Origin of the sequence: Rubripirellula tenax (assembly GCF_007860125.1) — a bacterium.
Taxonomy (GTDB): Bacteria; Planctomycetota; Planctomycetia; order Pirellulales; family Pirellulaceae; genus Rubripirellula; species Rubripirellula tenax.
The window spans coordinates 420,839-436,593 of sequence record NZ_SJPW01000008.1 but is presented as its reverse complement, the minus strand read 5'-3'; the positions used below and the strand labels follow the sequence as shown (position 1 = coordinate 436,593).

At 55.8% G+C, this 15,755-nt stretch carries 11 protein-coding genes; 5 read left to right on the top strand and 6 right to left on the bottom strand.

Annotated features, from left to right (window positions below; genetic code table 11):
* Positions 1 to 431: 431 nt before the first annotated feature.
* The gene (locus tag Poly51_RS27655; protein ID WP_146462190.1) at positions 432 to 1,148 is read left to right on the top strand and encodes an FHA domain-containing protein; all 717 of its coding nucleotides are present in this window, start codon (positions 432 to 434) and stop codon (positions 1,146 to 1,148) included.
* Between the two features lie 41 nt (positions 1,149 to 1,189).
* On the opposite strand, the gene rtcA is transcribed toward Poly51_RS27655, so the two are convergent.
* The gene (gene rtcA, locus Poly51_RS27650; protein ID WP_146462189.1) at positions 1,190 to 2,227 is read right to left on the bottom strand and encodes an RNA 3'-terminal phosphate cyclase; all 1,038 of its coding nucleotides are present in this window, start codon (positions 2,225 to 2,227) and stop codon (positions 1,190 to 1,192) included.
* Positions 2,227 to 3,738, bottom strand: a complete 1,512-nt coding sequence (locus Poly51_RS27645; protein ID WP_146462188.1) for an RtcB family protein — start codon at positions 3,736 to 3,738, stop codon at positions 2,227 to 2,229. The genes rtcA and Poly51_RS27645 overlap by 1 nt, the downstream gene beginning before the upstream one ends.
* 221 nt (positions 3,739 to 3,959) lie before the next feature.
* Here Poly51_RS27645 and rtcR point away from each other — a divergent pair, with 221 nt between their 5' ends.
* The 3 genes from rtcR (at position 3,960) to Poly51_RS27630 (ending at position 8,038) form a co-directional block, all read left to right on the top strand.
* Complete coding sequence (rtcR, locus tag Poly51_RS27640) at positions 3,960 to 5,591, top strand: RNA repair transcriptional activator RtcR (protein ID WP_146462187.1); 1,632 nt, start codon at positions 3,960 to 3,962, stop codon at positions 5,589 to 5,591.
* Between the two features lie 449 nt (positions 5,592 to 6,040).
* Entirely contained in the window at positions 6,041 to 6,949 is a 909-nt protein-coding gene (locus Poly51_RS27635) for a sigma-70 family RNA polymerase sigma factor (RefSeq protein WP_146462186.1), read from the top strand.
* Between the two features lie 174 nt (positions 6,950 to 7,123).
* Complete coding sequence (locus Poly51_RS27630; RefSeq protein WP_246114820.1) at positions 7,124 to 8,038, top strand: leucine-rich repeat domain-containing protein; 915 nt, start codon at positions 7,124 to 7,126, stop codon at positions 8,036 to 8,038.
* Between the two features lie 21 nt (positions 8,039 to 8,059).
* On the opposite strand, the gene Poly51_RS27625 is transcribed toward Poly51_RS27630, so the two are convergent.
* Together Poly51_RS27625 and Poly51_RS27620 are read right to left on the bottom strand one after the other, a co-directional pair.
* Positions 8,060 to 8,818: a metallophosphoesterase family protein gene (locus Poly51_RS27625; protein WP_146462184.1), complete on the bottom strand. Its 759-nt coding sequence runs from the start codon at positions 8,816 to 8,818 to the stop codon at positions 8,060 to 8,062.
* A gap of 50 nt (positions 8,819 to 8,868) precedes the next feature.
* Positions 8,869 to 9,627, bottom strand: a complete 759-nt coding sequence (locus tag Poly51_RS27620; protein ID WP_146462183.1) for a metallophosphoesterase family protein — start codon at positions 9,625 to 9,627, stop codon at positions 8,869 to 8,871.
* 73 nt (positions 9,628 to 9,700) lie between these two features.
* Here Poly51_RS27620 and tsaB point away from each other — a divergent pair, with 73 nt between their 5' ends.
* A complete protein-coding gene (tsaB, locus tag Poly51_RS27615; RefSeq protein ID WP_146462182.1) occupies positions 9,701 to 10,480 on the top strand; it encodes a tRNA (adenosine(37)-N6)-threonylcarbamoyltransferase complex dimerization subunit type 1 TsaB in 780 nt (259 codons plus the stop codon).
* 67 nt (positions 10,481 to 10,547) lie between these two features.
* Here the strand turns inward: tsaB and Poly51_RS27610 are convergent, their stop codons facing one another.
* Together Poly51_RS27610 and Poly51_RS27605 are read right to left on the bottom strand one after the other, a co-directional pair.
* Positions 10,548 to 12,794, bottom strand: coding sequence for a hypothetical protein (locus Poly51_RS27610; RefSeq protein ID WP_146462181.1), 2,247 nt, complete (start codon positions 12,792 to 12,794; stop codon positions 10,548 to 10,550).
* Positions 12,791 to 15,559 (bottom strand): hypothetical protein, encoded by a 2,769-nt coding sequence (locus Poly51_RS27605; RefSeq protein ID WP_146462180.1) that lies wholly within the window; start codon positions 15,557 to 15,559, stop codon positions 12,791 to 12,793. Before Poly51_RS27605 ends, Poly51_RS27610 begins: the two co-directional genes overlap by 4 nt.
* Positions 15,560 to 15,755: the final 196 nt, after the last annotated feature.

Sequence of the window (15,755 nt, the reverse complement as noted above, 5' to 3'; positions counted from 1 at the left end):
CATCACGTAGCTTCTTGATGATCTGTTCGGGTGAATGTCGTCGTCGTTTCTTGCTCATGGAAAATCCTTCGCCGGAATTGGCTCTAGACTTTCATAACCCCTGGATCAGGTTTTGGGGAGCATTCCACGGTCTTGCGACGCATTGCAATCATCCCATCGCATCTTTCCAAGTTTCGCGATTGATCTTTATGGGGTGTGGGTGATGTCACTCCCTATGCGATCGACTTGCAGAACAATGAGAAGCTGGAGCGCACGAAAGATGAAGAGATGGCGAAAGTCCAATTTTTGTCCCGTCTTGTTATCGACATCGGAATTTTTGCTGGGCACCATCATCCATAGCGTGGCCGGCGGCGTAGTGGTGTGCGGCGGGATCGAGGTCGACCCGCTATGTCAGTTCGATTCTGGCCCGGTCAGTCCTAGCGTTCGATTTCATGCAAACACTGTACTTATTGATGAATGTTGTATTGGTCTACCGTGCAGGCGATCGACGCGGTAATCAAATTATGATCGACCGATCCGATTTTCACATCGGACGCCGGACGGATGCGCACCTTTGCATCAATAGCCGCTTGGTAAGTCGCCGGCACTGCGCAATCATTCAGCGACGCAGGGCTGTCGCCATCGTGGATTTTGGCAGCCGCAACCCTACGATCGTAAATGGACGGCCGTTGCCAAAGAACGACCTGTGTTTGCTACGGAATCGAGATAAGATCCAGATCGGACGAGACAGGTTCCGAATCCTGATCAGCACGGATATCGATTCCGACTCGAGTTCTCCTGGCGATGTAACAATGGAATCGCTGGTGCAAGAACTCGAGAACTTGGCTGCGAGTTGCAATCTTGATCGAGAACAAATTATGGCTGCGGCGGGTCACAACGTTCTTTCGGGAAGTTCTCCGCCCAGTTCGCATGTCGACCAAACTGTCGATGCCGAAGCGGTTCCTCAGTTTGAAACCACGATCCAAATACCCAGTGCTTCGGAAACCGTTTCAGAGGGAATCGACGGCGTGGCTGGAGATGGGCACGGCACCGAGGGTGTGGGTTCAAAAGAACCTCAGAAATTGCCGAGTCATCTGCGCCCGAAGGAACCTGTCAATTCACAGTCCGCCGCGGAAAACGCGCTAAGAAAAATTTTTAATCGCCGTTAAGGCAGGGTTGCATTCCCGAGTCCTGTCCCGGTGGTGTCGCATCAATGCTTTGGCGAAATGCTAACGCGAACCGATTGGTCGGCATTCGTCGTTGCCGCAATTTCAATATCGAGCATTTGTTGCAAAACTTCGATGTGCGTTTGGCTGTGCAATGACAGCGGTCCGGTTCTCATCTCGCTCGATTGACCACAGCTTGCGGCGATGCCCATCGGCAACAGCAACTGGTCGGCAAGGTACTGGCCGACGGGAAAGTTTCCGGCTAGGTACGACCGTGCCTCTCGCAACGTTGACCTCGCAACTTGTTCTGCTCGCACACCCACCTTGCCGATGCCGATGAACAGTTCGGTAACGTTGTCGAAGCCCAGTTCGATCATCACGACATTGCCGGGACCGCCCGATCGAGGCACTTCGATCGCTTCGCAAACCTTGGCGTCCCAATTCGCTTTACGGCGAATCACATTGCACTCGCGATTGGCAACCGAGATCGGGATTTTGGAAACAAGCGATTGCACCCGAGGTCGTAGCGTTCCGGTACGTTCTAGTAGCGACAAGCTCTGCCATTGCTCGATTGGTTCGACCCGCAGTTCGATCTCGCCACCACCAGCCGGATAGAAACCGTGGGCGTGAATCGTGGCTTCGACGTTTCCACCCATGCGGCGAAGAAGCGGCAAAAAGCATCGGTCGAAAAAATCAAACGGTGGCGCCCAGGATGCGTGCGTGCCACCGCCGATCGTCACGACCGACGCTTCCTCGGCAGATAACAGTGCTGGCAGGATCGTTTGCGCAACCAAGATTGCGCTCCCGGCCGATCCCACCTCGAACGTATAGTTTCCACCAACGGCGCGGGATGGCTCGAATGTCAACGTGGCTGAGCCGAGTTCATCGCCTTGAGTGGCGGCGCTGCATACTTGCGTGATCGCGCGGACGCCGGTCAGGTGCTGGCGCAGCAGGCCTGGTTTGGTGCGTCCACCGCGAATGTTATCGATACGCACCGGTTGCCCGGTGACCGCGGCCAGGGCGAGGGACGAGCGAACGATTTGTCCGCCGCCCTCGCCTCGGGTGCCGTTGATTTCAATCATCAATCATCCGCCTTGCTGGCGTCCTTGATCACAAAGCGTGCTTTCAATCGTGCAACTTCGCTTGCCAGTCCCGCCGTCTTGACCGACCGCAGGACTTCGTTGAAGTCCTTGTAGGCAGCCGGTGCTTCGTCGATCGGATACTTGCGACAGTTGCTCAGAATATCGCCGGCGTCTAGCTCTGCATCCACCGTCGTTTGGTCCAGGACCCGCTTCGCATGCCGGCGACCAAGGACTCGACCGGCGCCGTGATTGACGCTGAAGCACGACGCTGCCGCACCGTCATCGGCCACCATCACCGCAGATCCGTCGCGAGGGTTTCCAGGTAAGAGAATGGGGTGGCCCGTTTTTGCAAACGGAGTCTCGGCCAACGAATGGTGACCGGCCGGCATCGCGCGAGTCGCACCCTTGCGATGAACCCACGCGGACCGGTTGTCCACGATTTCTTTTCGAGCAATGTTGTGGCTGATGAAGTACACGAGATTTCCTTGGGCGCCGGGAATCACTTCCCGGAATGCTTCAAGTACGAGGGAGTTGATCAGCAAGTGGTTCACGGTCGCGAAGTTTGCCCCCAACGCCATGTCGTCCAAGTAGTCGTTCGCTTCGTCCGTTCCCAAGGGAGCGTAGACGAGTTGGCGATCACCCGCGGGCAACGGAATGCCCCAGCGAACGAACTTTGTTTGCAGGCTGTTGAACTGGCCGGTTGCCAAGTTGTGACCGAATCCTCGCGATCCACAATGCGACAAGAACGCGACGTTGCCGTCAATCAATCCGAACGCCTTGGCAGTATCGCGAGCACGATCGCTCTGGCCGACTGCAACGACTTCGCATTCACCAAAATGATTTCCGCCACCGTAGGAACCGAGTTGTTGCATCTTTTCGCTGAAGTTGGTCATGTCGCGGCGGCCCAGCAGCTCGTCGAGTCGGGACTCAAGCGATTTCGGCGAATCGTCGTGTCCGACGTGGAACGAATCTTCGCATCGGAAGGCCCAGTCCGTTGGGATCCCCAGTGCTTTGCAAACGTCGCGGCTTGCGCCTTCGACAACCAACTGTTGACCGAGCGTTCGATTGACGTGCCGCGATTGGGGCACGCTTCGTTGTCCGCGGCCGGCGCCGGTGGGCGTGCGTTGGCAAATCGCCGAGATCAATGCGCGGCGAGTCTTGCGGTCCTCGATCGCTTCGGCGGGCAAGTCGAGTTGCAATAGGCTCATCGAGCACTTGATGTCCACGCCAACGGGGCCGGGATAGATGTGCGTCGGCGAAACCATCACGCATCCGACCGGCGCTCCGTATCCACAGTGGGCGTCCGGGTTCAAAACCAAGTCGGTCACGCCTGGTGCCGTCCGCGAGTTGATCGCTTGTTGCATGCACAGGACGTCAAACGTTTCTCGAATCGACTCGGTTCCGAAAATGCGAATCGGGGGAGTCGTTTCGGTCGGCAGGATTGCGGTCGCTTCACCCGTGGAAACCATTGCGGGGCCCGTGTAGGTGAAGCGTTTGGTTTCGGTCGTCATGGTGGCCTTCGGGAAAAGGGGGCTGTCGAATGCGGCTGCCAGTGGCAGGCGTCATTCAAAGTGATAAGTCTGGACTTCCATACAGCGAGAACCGTGCCAAACCTCGATTCCGTTTTGTAAGTGCCGTGCCATAAACGTGTTATGGAAATTGCATCTTCCGTCCCCTGTTATCTGTATCGCTGAAAAAGCATCGCAGAATCTCGTGTTGTATACTGTCGTATATGAAAAAGAAAACTGTTGTCCTGGGGCTGCTTGGCGTCCATCTCGACCAACCGCGGCGCGGCCACGACCGTTGGGCGGGCTGGCGGCCGTCCGTTGCGGTCTGCCAACAACCCGATTTGGTCGTGGACCGATTTGAGCTGATCGCGGAAAATCGATTCAACACCCTGGCCGGCCAGGTTGTCGCCGACATAGAAACGGTCTCGCCGGAGACATCGGTTCGGTCTCACATGATTTCGTTGGAAGATGCTTGGGACTTGGAAGAGGTTTATGCGTCGTTGCATCAATTCAGCCGCGACTACTCATTCGATACCGATCGCGAAGAGTATCTGGTGCACATCACCACCGGCACACACGTCGCCCAGATCTGTCTCTTTCTGCTGACCGAATCACGGCACTTGCCAGCCCGTTTGATTCAAACGTCACCGCCGCCCGGCAATCGACGCAAAGAAGCAGCGTCGGTCCAGGGGACTTATCAAATCATCGATTTGGACCTTTCCCGCTATGATCAATTGGCCGAGCGATTCGGGCAGGAGCACGACGAGGCGCGATCGATTCTCAAGCGGGGCATCGAAACGAAAGACAAGTCGTTCAATCAATTGATCGATCGTATCGAGCAGGTCACGTTGGCAACGAATGCACCGATTCTGATGACGGGACCCACCGGTGCGGGGAAGACACAGCTTGCCAAACGAATCTACGAACTTAAGAAGAGTCGACGCCAGATTGAGGGACCGTTGGTTGAAGTCAACTGCGCATGTATCCGCGGCGATCAAGCGATGTCGACGCTGTTCGGCCACGTGAAAGGTGCTTTTACCGGGGCAAGTTCCGATCGTGTGGGGCTGCTGAAATCGGCGGACGGCGGAATGTTGTTTCTGGATGAGATCGGCGAATTGTGTTTGGACGAACAGGCCATGATGCTGCGTGCGATCGAAGATAAACAGTTCACGCCGGTCGGATCGGATCGCTTGGTGCGTAGCGACTTTCAACTGATCGCGGGGACAAACCGAGACTTGATCGCGGACGTTGCGTCGGGTCGGTTTCGTGAAGACTTGCTGGCCCGAATCAATCTTTGGTCGTTTCGATTGCCCGGATTGTCCGAGCGACGCGCGGACATCGATCCCAACCTTGATTTCGAACTGCAGCAGTTCGCCAGTGCCAGTGGCCAGAAGGTGACGATCGGCAAAGAGGCTCGTTCCGCATTTGTCGATTTTGCCAACGATCCGTCGACGCCATGGCAGTCAAACTTTCGCGACCTGAACGCTGCGGTGACTCGCATGGCGACCCTAGCAGTTGGCGGTCGCATCACTGCGCCGTTGGTGGCCGAGGAAATCGATCGACTGCGGGCCAGTTGGCAAAGGACACAGCTTGCCGATTCACCCACCAGCGACTTGTCGTCGATCCTTGGCAGCGAGCGGGTGGCCGAGATCGATCGCTTTGATCAAAGTCAGCTCGCCGACGTCATTCGCGTATGTCGCCAATCAAAGTCTTTGTCGGCTGCGGGGCGTGAATTGTTTCAGATATCGCGGCAAGCAAAGGTCCGGCCTAACGATGCGGATCGATTGCGAAAGTACTTAGCGCGTTTCGGGCTGACGTGGGCCGACATTCAAGCTGTTGATGATCTTGGTGGCTAATGCACTGCCGATCGTTTTCGAATCCACCGCGGAGCTTGCGGAGAGTTCAAGAGAGTTCAATAGCTTTCGGCGACACTCTTCGCTTGTAAGGCTGTTCCGTTGTGGAACGTTTGCGTGATTCGGTGATGTCAAGCGATTTCTGAGCGGTGATCGTGTACCCGTCGCAGTAACGGGTACACGATGCGACAAACCGAGTTTATCGAACCAACCGGGCCGATCGGAATGGACGTCACATCTAGTCAGTGGAAATGGTTCTTGCAGGAACGAACGTCAACGGGCCGATGAAATGTTTGTTCACCCAATCCATCTCCCTGGTTTGGGATCAGCTCTTGTTCGATTGAACCGACAGTGCTTGGCGACCATCCTCCACCTGGTTGCCATTGCGTGGCACCGTTTGGGCATCAACCAACGCCGAGTCGATCCCAGCGATTCTTGCGTGGCGTTAATCCATGAGTCAATTCGATACAGCCGTCAATTCAGAAGACGCGGAGCTGAAGGAAGCCGTTTCCAACACGCGTCGCAAAACCCCGTCGACGTCACGAACGGCCCAGTCGCCTCTTGAGACTTATCTTCGCGAGATCAACGAAACCGCGTTGTTGACGGCGGATGACGAGCAGGAACTTGCCGGCCGCATTGCACAGGGCGACGTGATGGCGCGTGACCGGATGGTCCGTGCAAACTTGCGATTGGTGGTGAACATCGCTCGCGGCTACACCGGCAAAGGCCTCGGCTTGCAAGACTTGATCGAAGAAGGCAACCTTGGCCTGCTGCGTGCCGTCGAAGGCTTCGACCCAGCGGTGGGCACACGGTTCAGCACCTACGCCAGCTATTGGATCAAGCAATCGATCAAACGGGCACTGATCAACAGTGCAAAGACGATTCGCATCCCTGCGTACATGGTCGAACTGCTGAGCAAGTGGCGTCGAGCCACCGCACGATTGAACGAAGAGCTCGGTCGCACGCCGACCAACGAAGAAGTTGCACGCGTATTGGGTTTGCCCAAAAAGAAGTTGCCGATCATTCGCAAGGCGATCCGGATCAGCAACAGCACTCCGCAAAGCGATCAAACCGATTCGGGATGGTCGTTGGGCGAAATGGTGATGGACGAACGACTGAAATCGCCCGACGAAGAGATGCTCGATCACGACATCTTGCGTCACGCGATGGAACTGTTGGACGACCTGGAAGAGCGCGAAGCCGTTGTTTTGAAATTGCGATTCGGGTTGGACGGCGACGAGCCCAAGACGTTGAAAGAAATCGGAGCCGAACTGGGGCTGACGCGAGAACGCGTTCGCCAGATCGAAACCGAAGCCCTGCGTCGCTTGGCAGACGGTTTGACCGACCCTCGCGACCGCTAGTCGGGACATCTATCTGCGAGCAAAGCACTCGACCTAGAGGATGTACCACCCCCGGGACATCCGATCGCTCAGTGATTTACAATGGTGGGAAGTTGTTCAAGCCAGCTTCCCTCCATTTATGCGTGCCGACCCGCCATGCGATTTTCTGCAAACTCCTCTGCAACGTTTCTTTTGTTGACATTGGTCCTCGTCCATTCCTCGCTCGCCGATGATCCGCCGAAAAAGAAGGGCAAGAAAGCGGCAAAGGACAAGCCTGCCGTCGTAAAGCCTGCGGAAGGAACGCCCGAAGCCAAAAGCGAAGCAAAGCCCGAGTCGCCGCCGGAGGTTTCCATCTTCGCGGACAAGAATCTTGAGGAAGCCGTCCGCGCCGAGGTATTCGCGAAGCGAAACAGTCAGGCACCCATCGCGGCGTCCGACGTCGCCAACATTTCACGCGTGATTGGCAAGGGCAAGCAGATCAAAAACCTCAGCGGCCTGGAGCACTGCAAGTCGCTGATGATGTTGGATCTGGAAGACAATCAAATCAGCGACCTGACGCCCATCGCTGGGCTGTTGCGTTTGCAGTCCGTCACGCTGGCGGGCAACAAAATCAAAGCCCTCAAGCCGCTCGAAAAGTTGGTGTCGATGCAGTTGCTGGATCTTTCCGGCAACCAAGTCGATGATCTAACCGCGCTCGAGGCGATGTCGAATCTTCGCACGCTTTATGTTGCCGACAACCAAGTGTCGAAACTGGATCCGCTTTCTAGCCTGACCAAAGTGTGGTCCTTGGATGTATCCAACAATCGAATCAACGACCTGTCGCCCCTTGCTAAATTCGGTTGGCTGACGTCGTTGGATATTTCGGGGAACGAAGTCGAGTCGCTGCAACCGTTGTCCACTTTGAACGAGCTGGACATGTTGATGATGTCGCGTAACCGCGTCAAAGATCTTGGGCCGTTGGTCGACATGTGCAAGAAAGACTTTGAGCGCGACCGACGATTCTCGCCCTACCTAGAAGTCTATTTGGGAGAAAACCCAATCGACGAGAAAGCGAAAGCGAAGCATGTCACCGAGCTCGAATCTTTCGGCGTTGACGTCTTCGATCGATAGCCACTTGATCGTCGCTGCGTGCTATCTGCCTTCGCGCAACCGATATCCCAATAGGTCATCCAAGTCGGGCTCGGCCTCGATCGCTTGGACGGTCCGTTCGACGTCATAGACCACGCGGCGAAATTCGACACGTTCTTCGTCGTAGATGGCGTAGCAACTTCGCGAATCACCGTCGCGCGGTTGTCCGACGCTGCCGACATTGATGAGAAAACGCTGCTGTGGATCCGAGACAACGTAGCCCGAGCCTGTGTCGATTGGGCGGACAAATCGCAAATCGTTGGTGAAGACGCCGGGCACATGCGTGTGGCCTTGAAAGCAAACGTGCGTTACCAGCGAGAAGAGTTTCTCCATTTTCTTGACATTTTGAGTGTCTTCTGGAAAAACGTATTCGTTGGTTGGGCTGCGCGGCGAACCGTGAACGAACATCGCGCGATCTTCTTCGACCAGTCGCGGCAGCGAACACAGGTATTTCATCCGTCGCTTGCTGGCTTCGGGGCCATCGGGGCCGCATTCGATTTGGGACCGAGTCCAAAAGATCGCCTGCTCGGCCGCCATGTTAAAGCCTTCGGGATCGAACAGCGCACTGCTGTCGTGATTCCCTAAGACACAAAAATCAAACTCCATCACCTTGTCCAGGCATTGGCAGGGTGATGGTCCGTATCCGATCACATCACCCAGGCAAACGATTCGGTCCACGTTCTCGCCACGAACGTCTTCGAGGACGGCTTCGAGTGCGGCCAAGTTGCCGTGGATGTCGCTGAGAATCGCGGTGCGTGTCACAGTTTTTGCGATGCGGAAAGCGGGAGTGAAGGAACGACGACCGATCGAAATCAGCGACCGTGTTTTAGCCGATCGCCCAACGCATCGGACAGGTCAGGCACGTTGTAGATCTTGTTAGCGGTTTTGTCTCGATCATAGTCAACCCGGCGGTAGGTCAACGACATTTCATCGGTGTCGACGATGACATAGCACGATCGATTGTTGTCGTCGCGAGGTTGTCCCACGCTGCCGACGTTGATCAGCAGTTTGTCGCGGCCCAATTTATAGACGTGGTCGCATTCGTCGGGCGAAATGAATTCACACTCAGTCGTGAACACGCCGGGCAAGTGCGTATGCCCCATGAAACAAAACTGGGTGACTTTGCCGAATAGGATTTCCATTTTCCGCGTATCGAACACGTACTCGGGGAACACGTACTCGTTAGTGGGGTCGCGTGGCGAACCGTGGACAAATTTGTAGTCACCTTCGTCGATCTGGCGCGGCAGTTCGCCAAGAAAGTCCCATCGCTTGTTGACCTGGGCCGGCGAACCGGGGCCGTTGTCCAATTGGTCGCGTGTCCAGTAGATCGCCTGCAACGCCATCGGATTGAATCCGTCCGGGTCGAAAAGCGCGGCCTGGTCGTGATTTCCCAAGATTGTCGCCTTGCAGTGTCGAATGACCAGATCAAGGCACTCGCAAGGATTGGGGCCGTAGCCGATGATATCACCGAGACAGTAAATCTCGTCGACCGACATCGTCTCAATATCGGCCAGGACCGCCTCGAGAGCCTCGAGGTTTCCGTGGATGTCGCTAATGAGCGCTCGCTTCACCGGTGATTTCCTGGGCAGCAATGGAGTTGACGTTGGACAAACGGTCCAACCCGAATTGTAGAGGGAATAAAAATTGAACGACAATCCCACCAGTGGCGATCCTCGCGCTTCATCCCGCGGTGCACAGCATAGCCTGCAACTGGCGATCGAGACGACATCAAGAGCGGGGTCGGTGGCGCTTTTTTTGAAGGATCGTGTCCTTGATTCCGTCTCCCTTGATCCAAGCCAGCGATCTGCCGCAACCCTCACGACCGTGATCGGTTCGATCTTAGAGGGCGTAAAATCGTCGGGTCAGAGCATCGATTTTGTTTCCGTCGCATCTGGCCCGGGCTCGTTTACGGGCTTAAGAATCGGCGTAACGACGGCAAAATCGCTGTGCTACGCGCTGGGGATTCCGCTGGTTTCCGTTGATTCACTCGCCGCGATCGCCGCTGCCCGATTTCACGCGGACCCGGAGTTGGGAGAAGTTTTGGTCGCCCTCGATGCGTTTCGCGGCCAGGTTTTCGAGGGCCGATTCACGAGGAGAATGCTGCTGCCATCTGCGACTAGCGATCTGAACGATTGGTCGGCGATCCCAGACTGTGTTGGCGTCCGCAGCTTGTCGGAGTTCCGATCCGACCTGCCCACTGCGGTCGGTTCGGATAATACGCCGTTGGCGCTTGCGGGTGACGCCAAGCCATTCGGCGATGCCGAAGATCGCCGACTCGAAGGGACATGCGACGCGATCGGTGTCGGAATCCTGGGGAATCTGGCCGCAGCCAGGGGGGATTTCACCGACCCAATGATCTTGGTGCCACGCTACTTGAAGGCCAGTTCGGCCGAAGAAAAAGCCGCCGAGGCCCCGGGAACCTAAACAGCAATCATCCAAATAGCAGTCAAGCGAACGGACGCCAAGCAAAGCGAACACAGGCTGATTTCGGTCACTTCGCCGTCTGGTGGGCTGCTGTTACGGCGGCATCAATCGTGCTTAGATGCTGCGCAAACCGAGCGCCCGTGTACTGGCTCGGTGGAGCTGAATCGGTTTCTAACAAGTAGTTCAGCAGTCGGTTTGCCGTCTCAGGATCACTGTGATTGAAGACTAGGTACAGCCAAAGATTCCAAAGATCGTCACTGGCGAGTTCGTTACAGCGGATCCATTCGTCGATTCCACGCGAGATGCGGATGGGATCATAAGAACGCCATGACGCAGGATCGCCGCTCTGTATGTTGAAAACCAAATACGCCGTCAGTTTCGTGTACAGCAGATCCGACACGGGCCGTTCATGAAGATTTGCAACCGCGGGCGCCAAACTAAGTGCCGTACCCGGTTCACCGAACCATTGCGGTAAGAGCTTGAAGCTGAGCGCACGATGAGGCGTCGCCTCGCCCGGATAGAGTCGGCATGCCTTTTCGCAATAGACATCCACGTCCTCGAGTTTGCCATTGGTTTCCAGGGTGGTCTGAATCAGCGTATCGAGCGCTTGAAGGGGTGGGGACGGGCCGTCGCAGATTTTTTTCAGCGCGTCACGCGCCTCGACACACTTCTGCTTGTAACTGTCCCAGTTCGACTGGCCGCCGCGGCCAGATTCGGTCTTCTGTCGTTCTTGCCAAGCCAGGCGATACAAGCGAAGTCCATTCGCGGCGATCGCCGTCTCGCTGCCGTCGTCGAGCCACTTTTGGAATCGGACCAATTCTTCTTTCGCGGCCTCTTCGTCGCTTCCCTCGGACGCGTTCCAGCGATTCGCGATGGCATCGATCAGGGCACTGCGGAGTTCTTCCGGCGTGCGACGAAAGCAAAATCGCGACTGAGTTTTGATGATCGCCATCATCCGATCGATTGAATCGAAATCGGCATCGTTCATCGATTTGACCACCAATTGTTTCGTGAAAATTGGCGAGGTGGGGGCAAACGGATGTCGTGGACCAACCGAGATGCCTCGACCGTCACAGACGGCAACGACGTCGCCGGCGCGGCTGTGGGAAAACCGGATCGGCACTTCGGGCAACACGATGGGCAGGGAGTGGCCGCGACCATATGCATAGTGGCTGAACAGAATGACTTGCTTGCGACCGTCAACAATTCGATGTGCCACGCAAATCAGCGGGCTGAAATAGTCGTCAGCTTGTTTCATCATCGAAATTTGAATCGGTTTCCAATTCATTCGATAAGCATAAAGATTGTCCGGTTCGTCACGGTCGGTCACATGATACGCGATTCCGTCGCCATCGGACCAAGCGTCGCTGTTGTGCCCACAGGCGATCGAGATGTTCGGATCCAGTTGCACGTTTTTGGGCGGATCGATTTGATCGACGATGCGATGGTTCTTCAACAAATAGATGCGCGGTTTCGAATCGACGACGGTCGCGATGCGTTTGCCGTCGGGGCTGAGCGAGGCTGCCCGCAACGTGATGCGTTGACCGACGTGGTAGGCTTCGACCGACGTCAATTGCGGATCACCGCCGTGCATTTTCCCGGACTCGCCCAGCATCATCATGGATTCGTCATCGTCGGTGACCTGCCAATGAATAATGGGCTCGCCAATTCCGTCGCAGCGGCCGATTTCCGAGCCGTCTTTGCTGCTGATCCGAACGATCAACGCATCCGACGCTACTAGCATGTCCTTGCTGGTACCACAGAACCGGATTGCTTTGGCGGCGTTGGCGCCGCTTTGGAACGCTGGCGGCAAGTCACGGTGCCCCAGCAACTTTCCGTCGTCGGTCCGATACATCGCCAGACCTTGATCGTCGATCACGATCATTCGTGTCCCGTCGACGGAAACATCGAACGCTTGTGGCCCCACAAAGCTTTTCGGATCCAACGTCACAGTGGGTGTGAATTCGGAAGAGTGGGTCGCAAAGGCATCCTCCAGATAACGCTTGGCTTGATCGGAAAGTCCTTCGCTGGACCAAGGGACGGTTTCGGCGGTTGTCCGATCCGGCACCTGCAGTTTTTCGTCGAAGGCCGTCACGTAAGCCATTGGAACGGGCTTCGCGATCACGTACCCAGTGCCCACCAATGGCCACTGGTACTTTTCCGAGCTCGCGTCGACTTCGGAAGTATTTGTTGCCAAGGCCGTGGACGATGGACGCCACGGATTGGAGTCGTAAATCGGATCGCCGCAACCGGTCACTGCGATGAATCCGGTTGCAGCTAGCAGCATCCGTGTCAACATTTTCGGAGTGATCATAGGGGCTCCGGTGCAGAGACTTGGTTGTATAGGTCGGCGAATCGGTCGATGTCGATCAACGCATCCGTTGGTGCAGCACCGAATCGAAACCATTGCATGGATTGACCGGACTGTTGCTGTTGAGTGATTGCCTTTTGCATCTGCCACTGCTCGACTTCGACGATTCGCTGGGACGACAAAAGTCGCGTCATCAACGCGGTTGGAAAATCAGTGCCATCGATGTCGAATACGATGCGAGTTTGATTGGCCAGTTCGGTGAACTTCTTTTCATCGACGGTGCAGTCACGCATCACCAAAATTTCAAGTCTCCCGGCGCTGGCGATCAGAGCCGACAACAGATCGTCGTCGAGCGTGTTGCCGGAAAGGTTCAAGTACTCTAGGGAAGCGTCTTTGAGGATCCGCTTCATCGTTTCGCCGCCGATGTTGACGTTCGCCAGCGAGAGTGCCTTCAATTGAGAAAAGTCCATTGATTTTGAGATGTCGCTCACATCCACTTTTGTGCGATCGAGGACCATTCGATACGGTATGCCACCGCTGCACAAATGATTGATTGTCTTTTCGGTGATGGCTGTGTCTCGAAAATCCAAGTGTTTTACGAAGGGAAGTTTCGGCCACTTCAATGCGATTTCGTCCGTGACCAACGTGCCGGGCAAGCTCAGCGACGATGTTGTCGGACCGATTGGTAGTCGTTCGATCGCCTCGGTCGAAAGGTTCGGGTAGGCCAGCGTCAGCGTGTCCATCGTCTTGCAACCCTCAATCGCCTCTGTGGTTTTGTCCGTCACGCCCGGTCCGCCGACGGCGAAAAAATTTGCCGAATCCAGTCGCTCGATCGTCGCGTTCTCGGGAAACGGGCTTTGCAATGACAATCCCGCGATCGAATTCGCACCGATAATTTCCAGTTTTCGGACATAGCCGAGCGAAAGTGCGATCGACAATGACGGCGAATTGAATATACGAACATCGCCAAAAATCTCGGTCGAAAACGGTTTTAGATCCAGTTCGCGAATGCTGGCATGGTCAACGATTTCAAGTGTCGTCTCGTTCGATCGCATGAAAAAGTTGTCATCATTTTTTGGCGAAATACTTAGATGCTGGAGTTTCGGAAACGTATCGAGAATCCAGCCGAGGGCTTTTTCGTCGCTTTGCGATTCGTGCAGGTCCAGGCGAACCAATTCGGTTAGGTCTTCAAGAGATTTCCACTGCTTCAGTGTGGTTCCGGTTTGGGACAAACGAAGATCACGGATGCGGGCGTTCTTTGCCAGCGGCGACAGGTCGGCGTTTGCCAGCGGCACAGCGTCCAAGTCGATAAGCTCGGGACCGTCGCTTGCCCCCAATCCTTCCAAGACTGCCTGGATGGCCGCGGGTTTGATGTTTGTTTCGTAGGGTTGGTTTCTATAAGTCTTGTAATAAGCGCCAACGAATGCGCCTTTAAATTTGGGGGTCTCCCGTAGGATCAACCGTTCCATATCCGGCATGAAAAAATACAATTCTTCAAATTCCGGCGCGTTACGGATCTCGATCGTACTGCACCAAATCTGTCCCGGCGATTTGCCACCGCGAGGGACGCGGGCTTCCCATTGAATCTGACTGTCGGAAAGCTTTGTCAGTTTGGGGAGATCGCCGAGTTCCAACGCAAATTTTTGGAACGTGTCCAAGCGGACTTCTTCTAGCATCGGCATCCGTTGCAAACGAACAGTCATCGCATCCGAATTGGCGAGCGTATCGAACTCCTCAACGGCCAGCGTCTTCAATCGCGGCCAATCCGATAGCAGCAGCGATTCCGGCTCGCCGCCCGGGCCGGGATGTCCGATTCGCAGTTCGACCAGCGATCGAGACCACTCGGGTCTTTCGATTTCGGAGGGCCGAACATCGCTATGGATCAGATTCAATCGTTCGATGCCGGTCAGTCCCTGGATGTCCTGAGCATCGACACTCGTCCGCATCAAGTTCAGTGTCCGCAAATTCGGCAGGCTTTGAATCATCTCGATCGTGCCGGCGTCGAGCGGACGACCGGCGACGCGTAGGTCGAAGATATGAGGGTTGCTGCCAAGGGAATGCAGTTGCGACTCGTCGAACTCGTTGCCTCCGACACGGACCACTTGCAATTCATTGAGTTCGAAAATCGACTGAAGTAAGTCGATCTTGGGATGCTCGATTCTGACGCTGTGAATTCGAACGAGGCGATCTCGCAGCGATGACGGGATCCGTTCGGCAAGAAATTGAGGAACCCATGCCGAGACGGCAACACCGCCACCAGCAGAGCGGATCCGTTGTTGCAGGTCGGCATCGCGTTTGGCGAGACTGCCCAGGTGTTGCCACCACGCAAAGCCGATGGCCAAAAACGTCGTCAAGACCAGCAGGTCGCCGATGGACAACGTGCGAACTCCGGTCTGGCCCCGGTTCGACCGACGACGGGAATACACCGCCAATGTGATAGCGACCAACAACGCCAACCCAAGATTCATTGCCAGGGGGACGACGGCAAATCGGGAAACGGGTGAACGGTTCGCGTACGCATCGTCGGATGGGTACTGAATCAGATATCGGAATGGCCAACCGGCCATCCTTGGTACTGGGGGCATTTGAATCGGAAAGTCGACAACCGACTCGATCGCCGCATAGCCGCTGTTTGCCGAGTTCGCGTACTTGTACGGAAGATTCGACAGCACCGTGATCGCGACGACCAACAAACCAACTTGCCAAGTCTGACGCTGCAAAGATGGCGCCGCTTCGGTGACTTTGGCTGCATTCTCAGAAGGTTTCATGGGCGTCTCCGAACGAACGCTGGCAAGCGAAAGCAAACTGTTGATCCCGTCGTGACCCCCACTTTGACCGATCGCAAGCTCGGATTCAACTAAGCACGGGGCTCAGTCAGGGCAAATCAGTTTTTGAAACTGGGTAGTTCGAATCGTCTTGGCTTGCTCCGCAATCCAACGTGTTCCAGGCATTGGAACGGCGGAG

What these genes read in the sequence shown, in the direction of transcription:
- Poly51_RS27605 (WP_146462180.1), bottom strand. Translation starts at nt 15,559, where the DNA reads ATGAAACCTTCTGAGAATGCAGCCAAAGTCACCGAAGCGGCGCCATCT.
- Poly51_RS27635 (WP_146462186.1), top strand. Translation starts at nt 6,041, where the DNA reads ATGAGTCAATTCGATACAGCCGTCAATTCAGAAGACGCGGAGCTGAAG.
- rtcA (WP_146462189.1), bottom strand. Translation starts at nt 2,227, where the DNA reads ATGATTGAAATCAACGGCACCCGAGGCGAGGGCGGCGGACAAATCGTT.
- Poly51_RS27645 (WP_146462188.1), bottom strand. Translation starts at nt 3,738, where the DNA reads ATGACGACCGAAACCAAACGCTTCACCTACACGGGCCCCGCAATGGTT.
- Poly51_RS27655 (WP_146462190.1), top strand. Translation starts at nt 432, where the DNA reads ATGCAAACACTGTACTTATTGATGAATGTTGTATTGGTCTACCGTGCA.
- Poly51_RS27610 (WP_146462181.1), bottom strand. Translation starts at nt 12,794, where the DNA reads ATGATCACTCCGAAAATGTTGACACGGATGCTGCTAGCTGCAACCGGA.
- rtcR (WP_146462187.1), top strand. Translation starts at nt 3,960, where the DNA reads ATGAAAAAGAAAACTGTTGTCCTGGGGCTGCTTGGCGTCCATCTCGAC.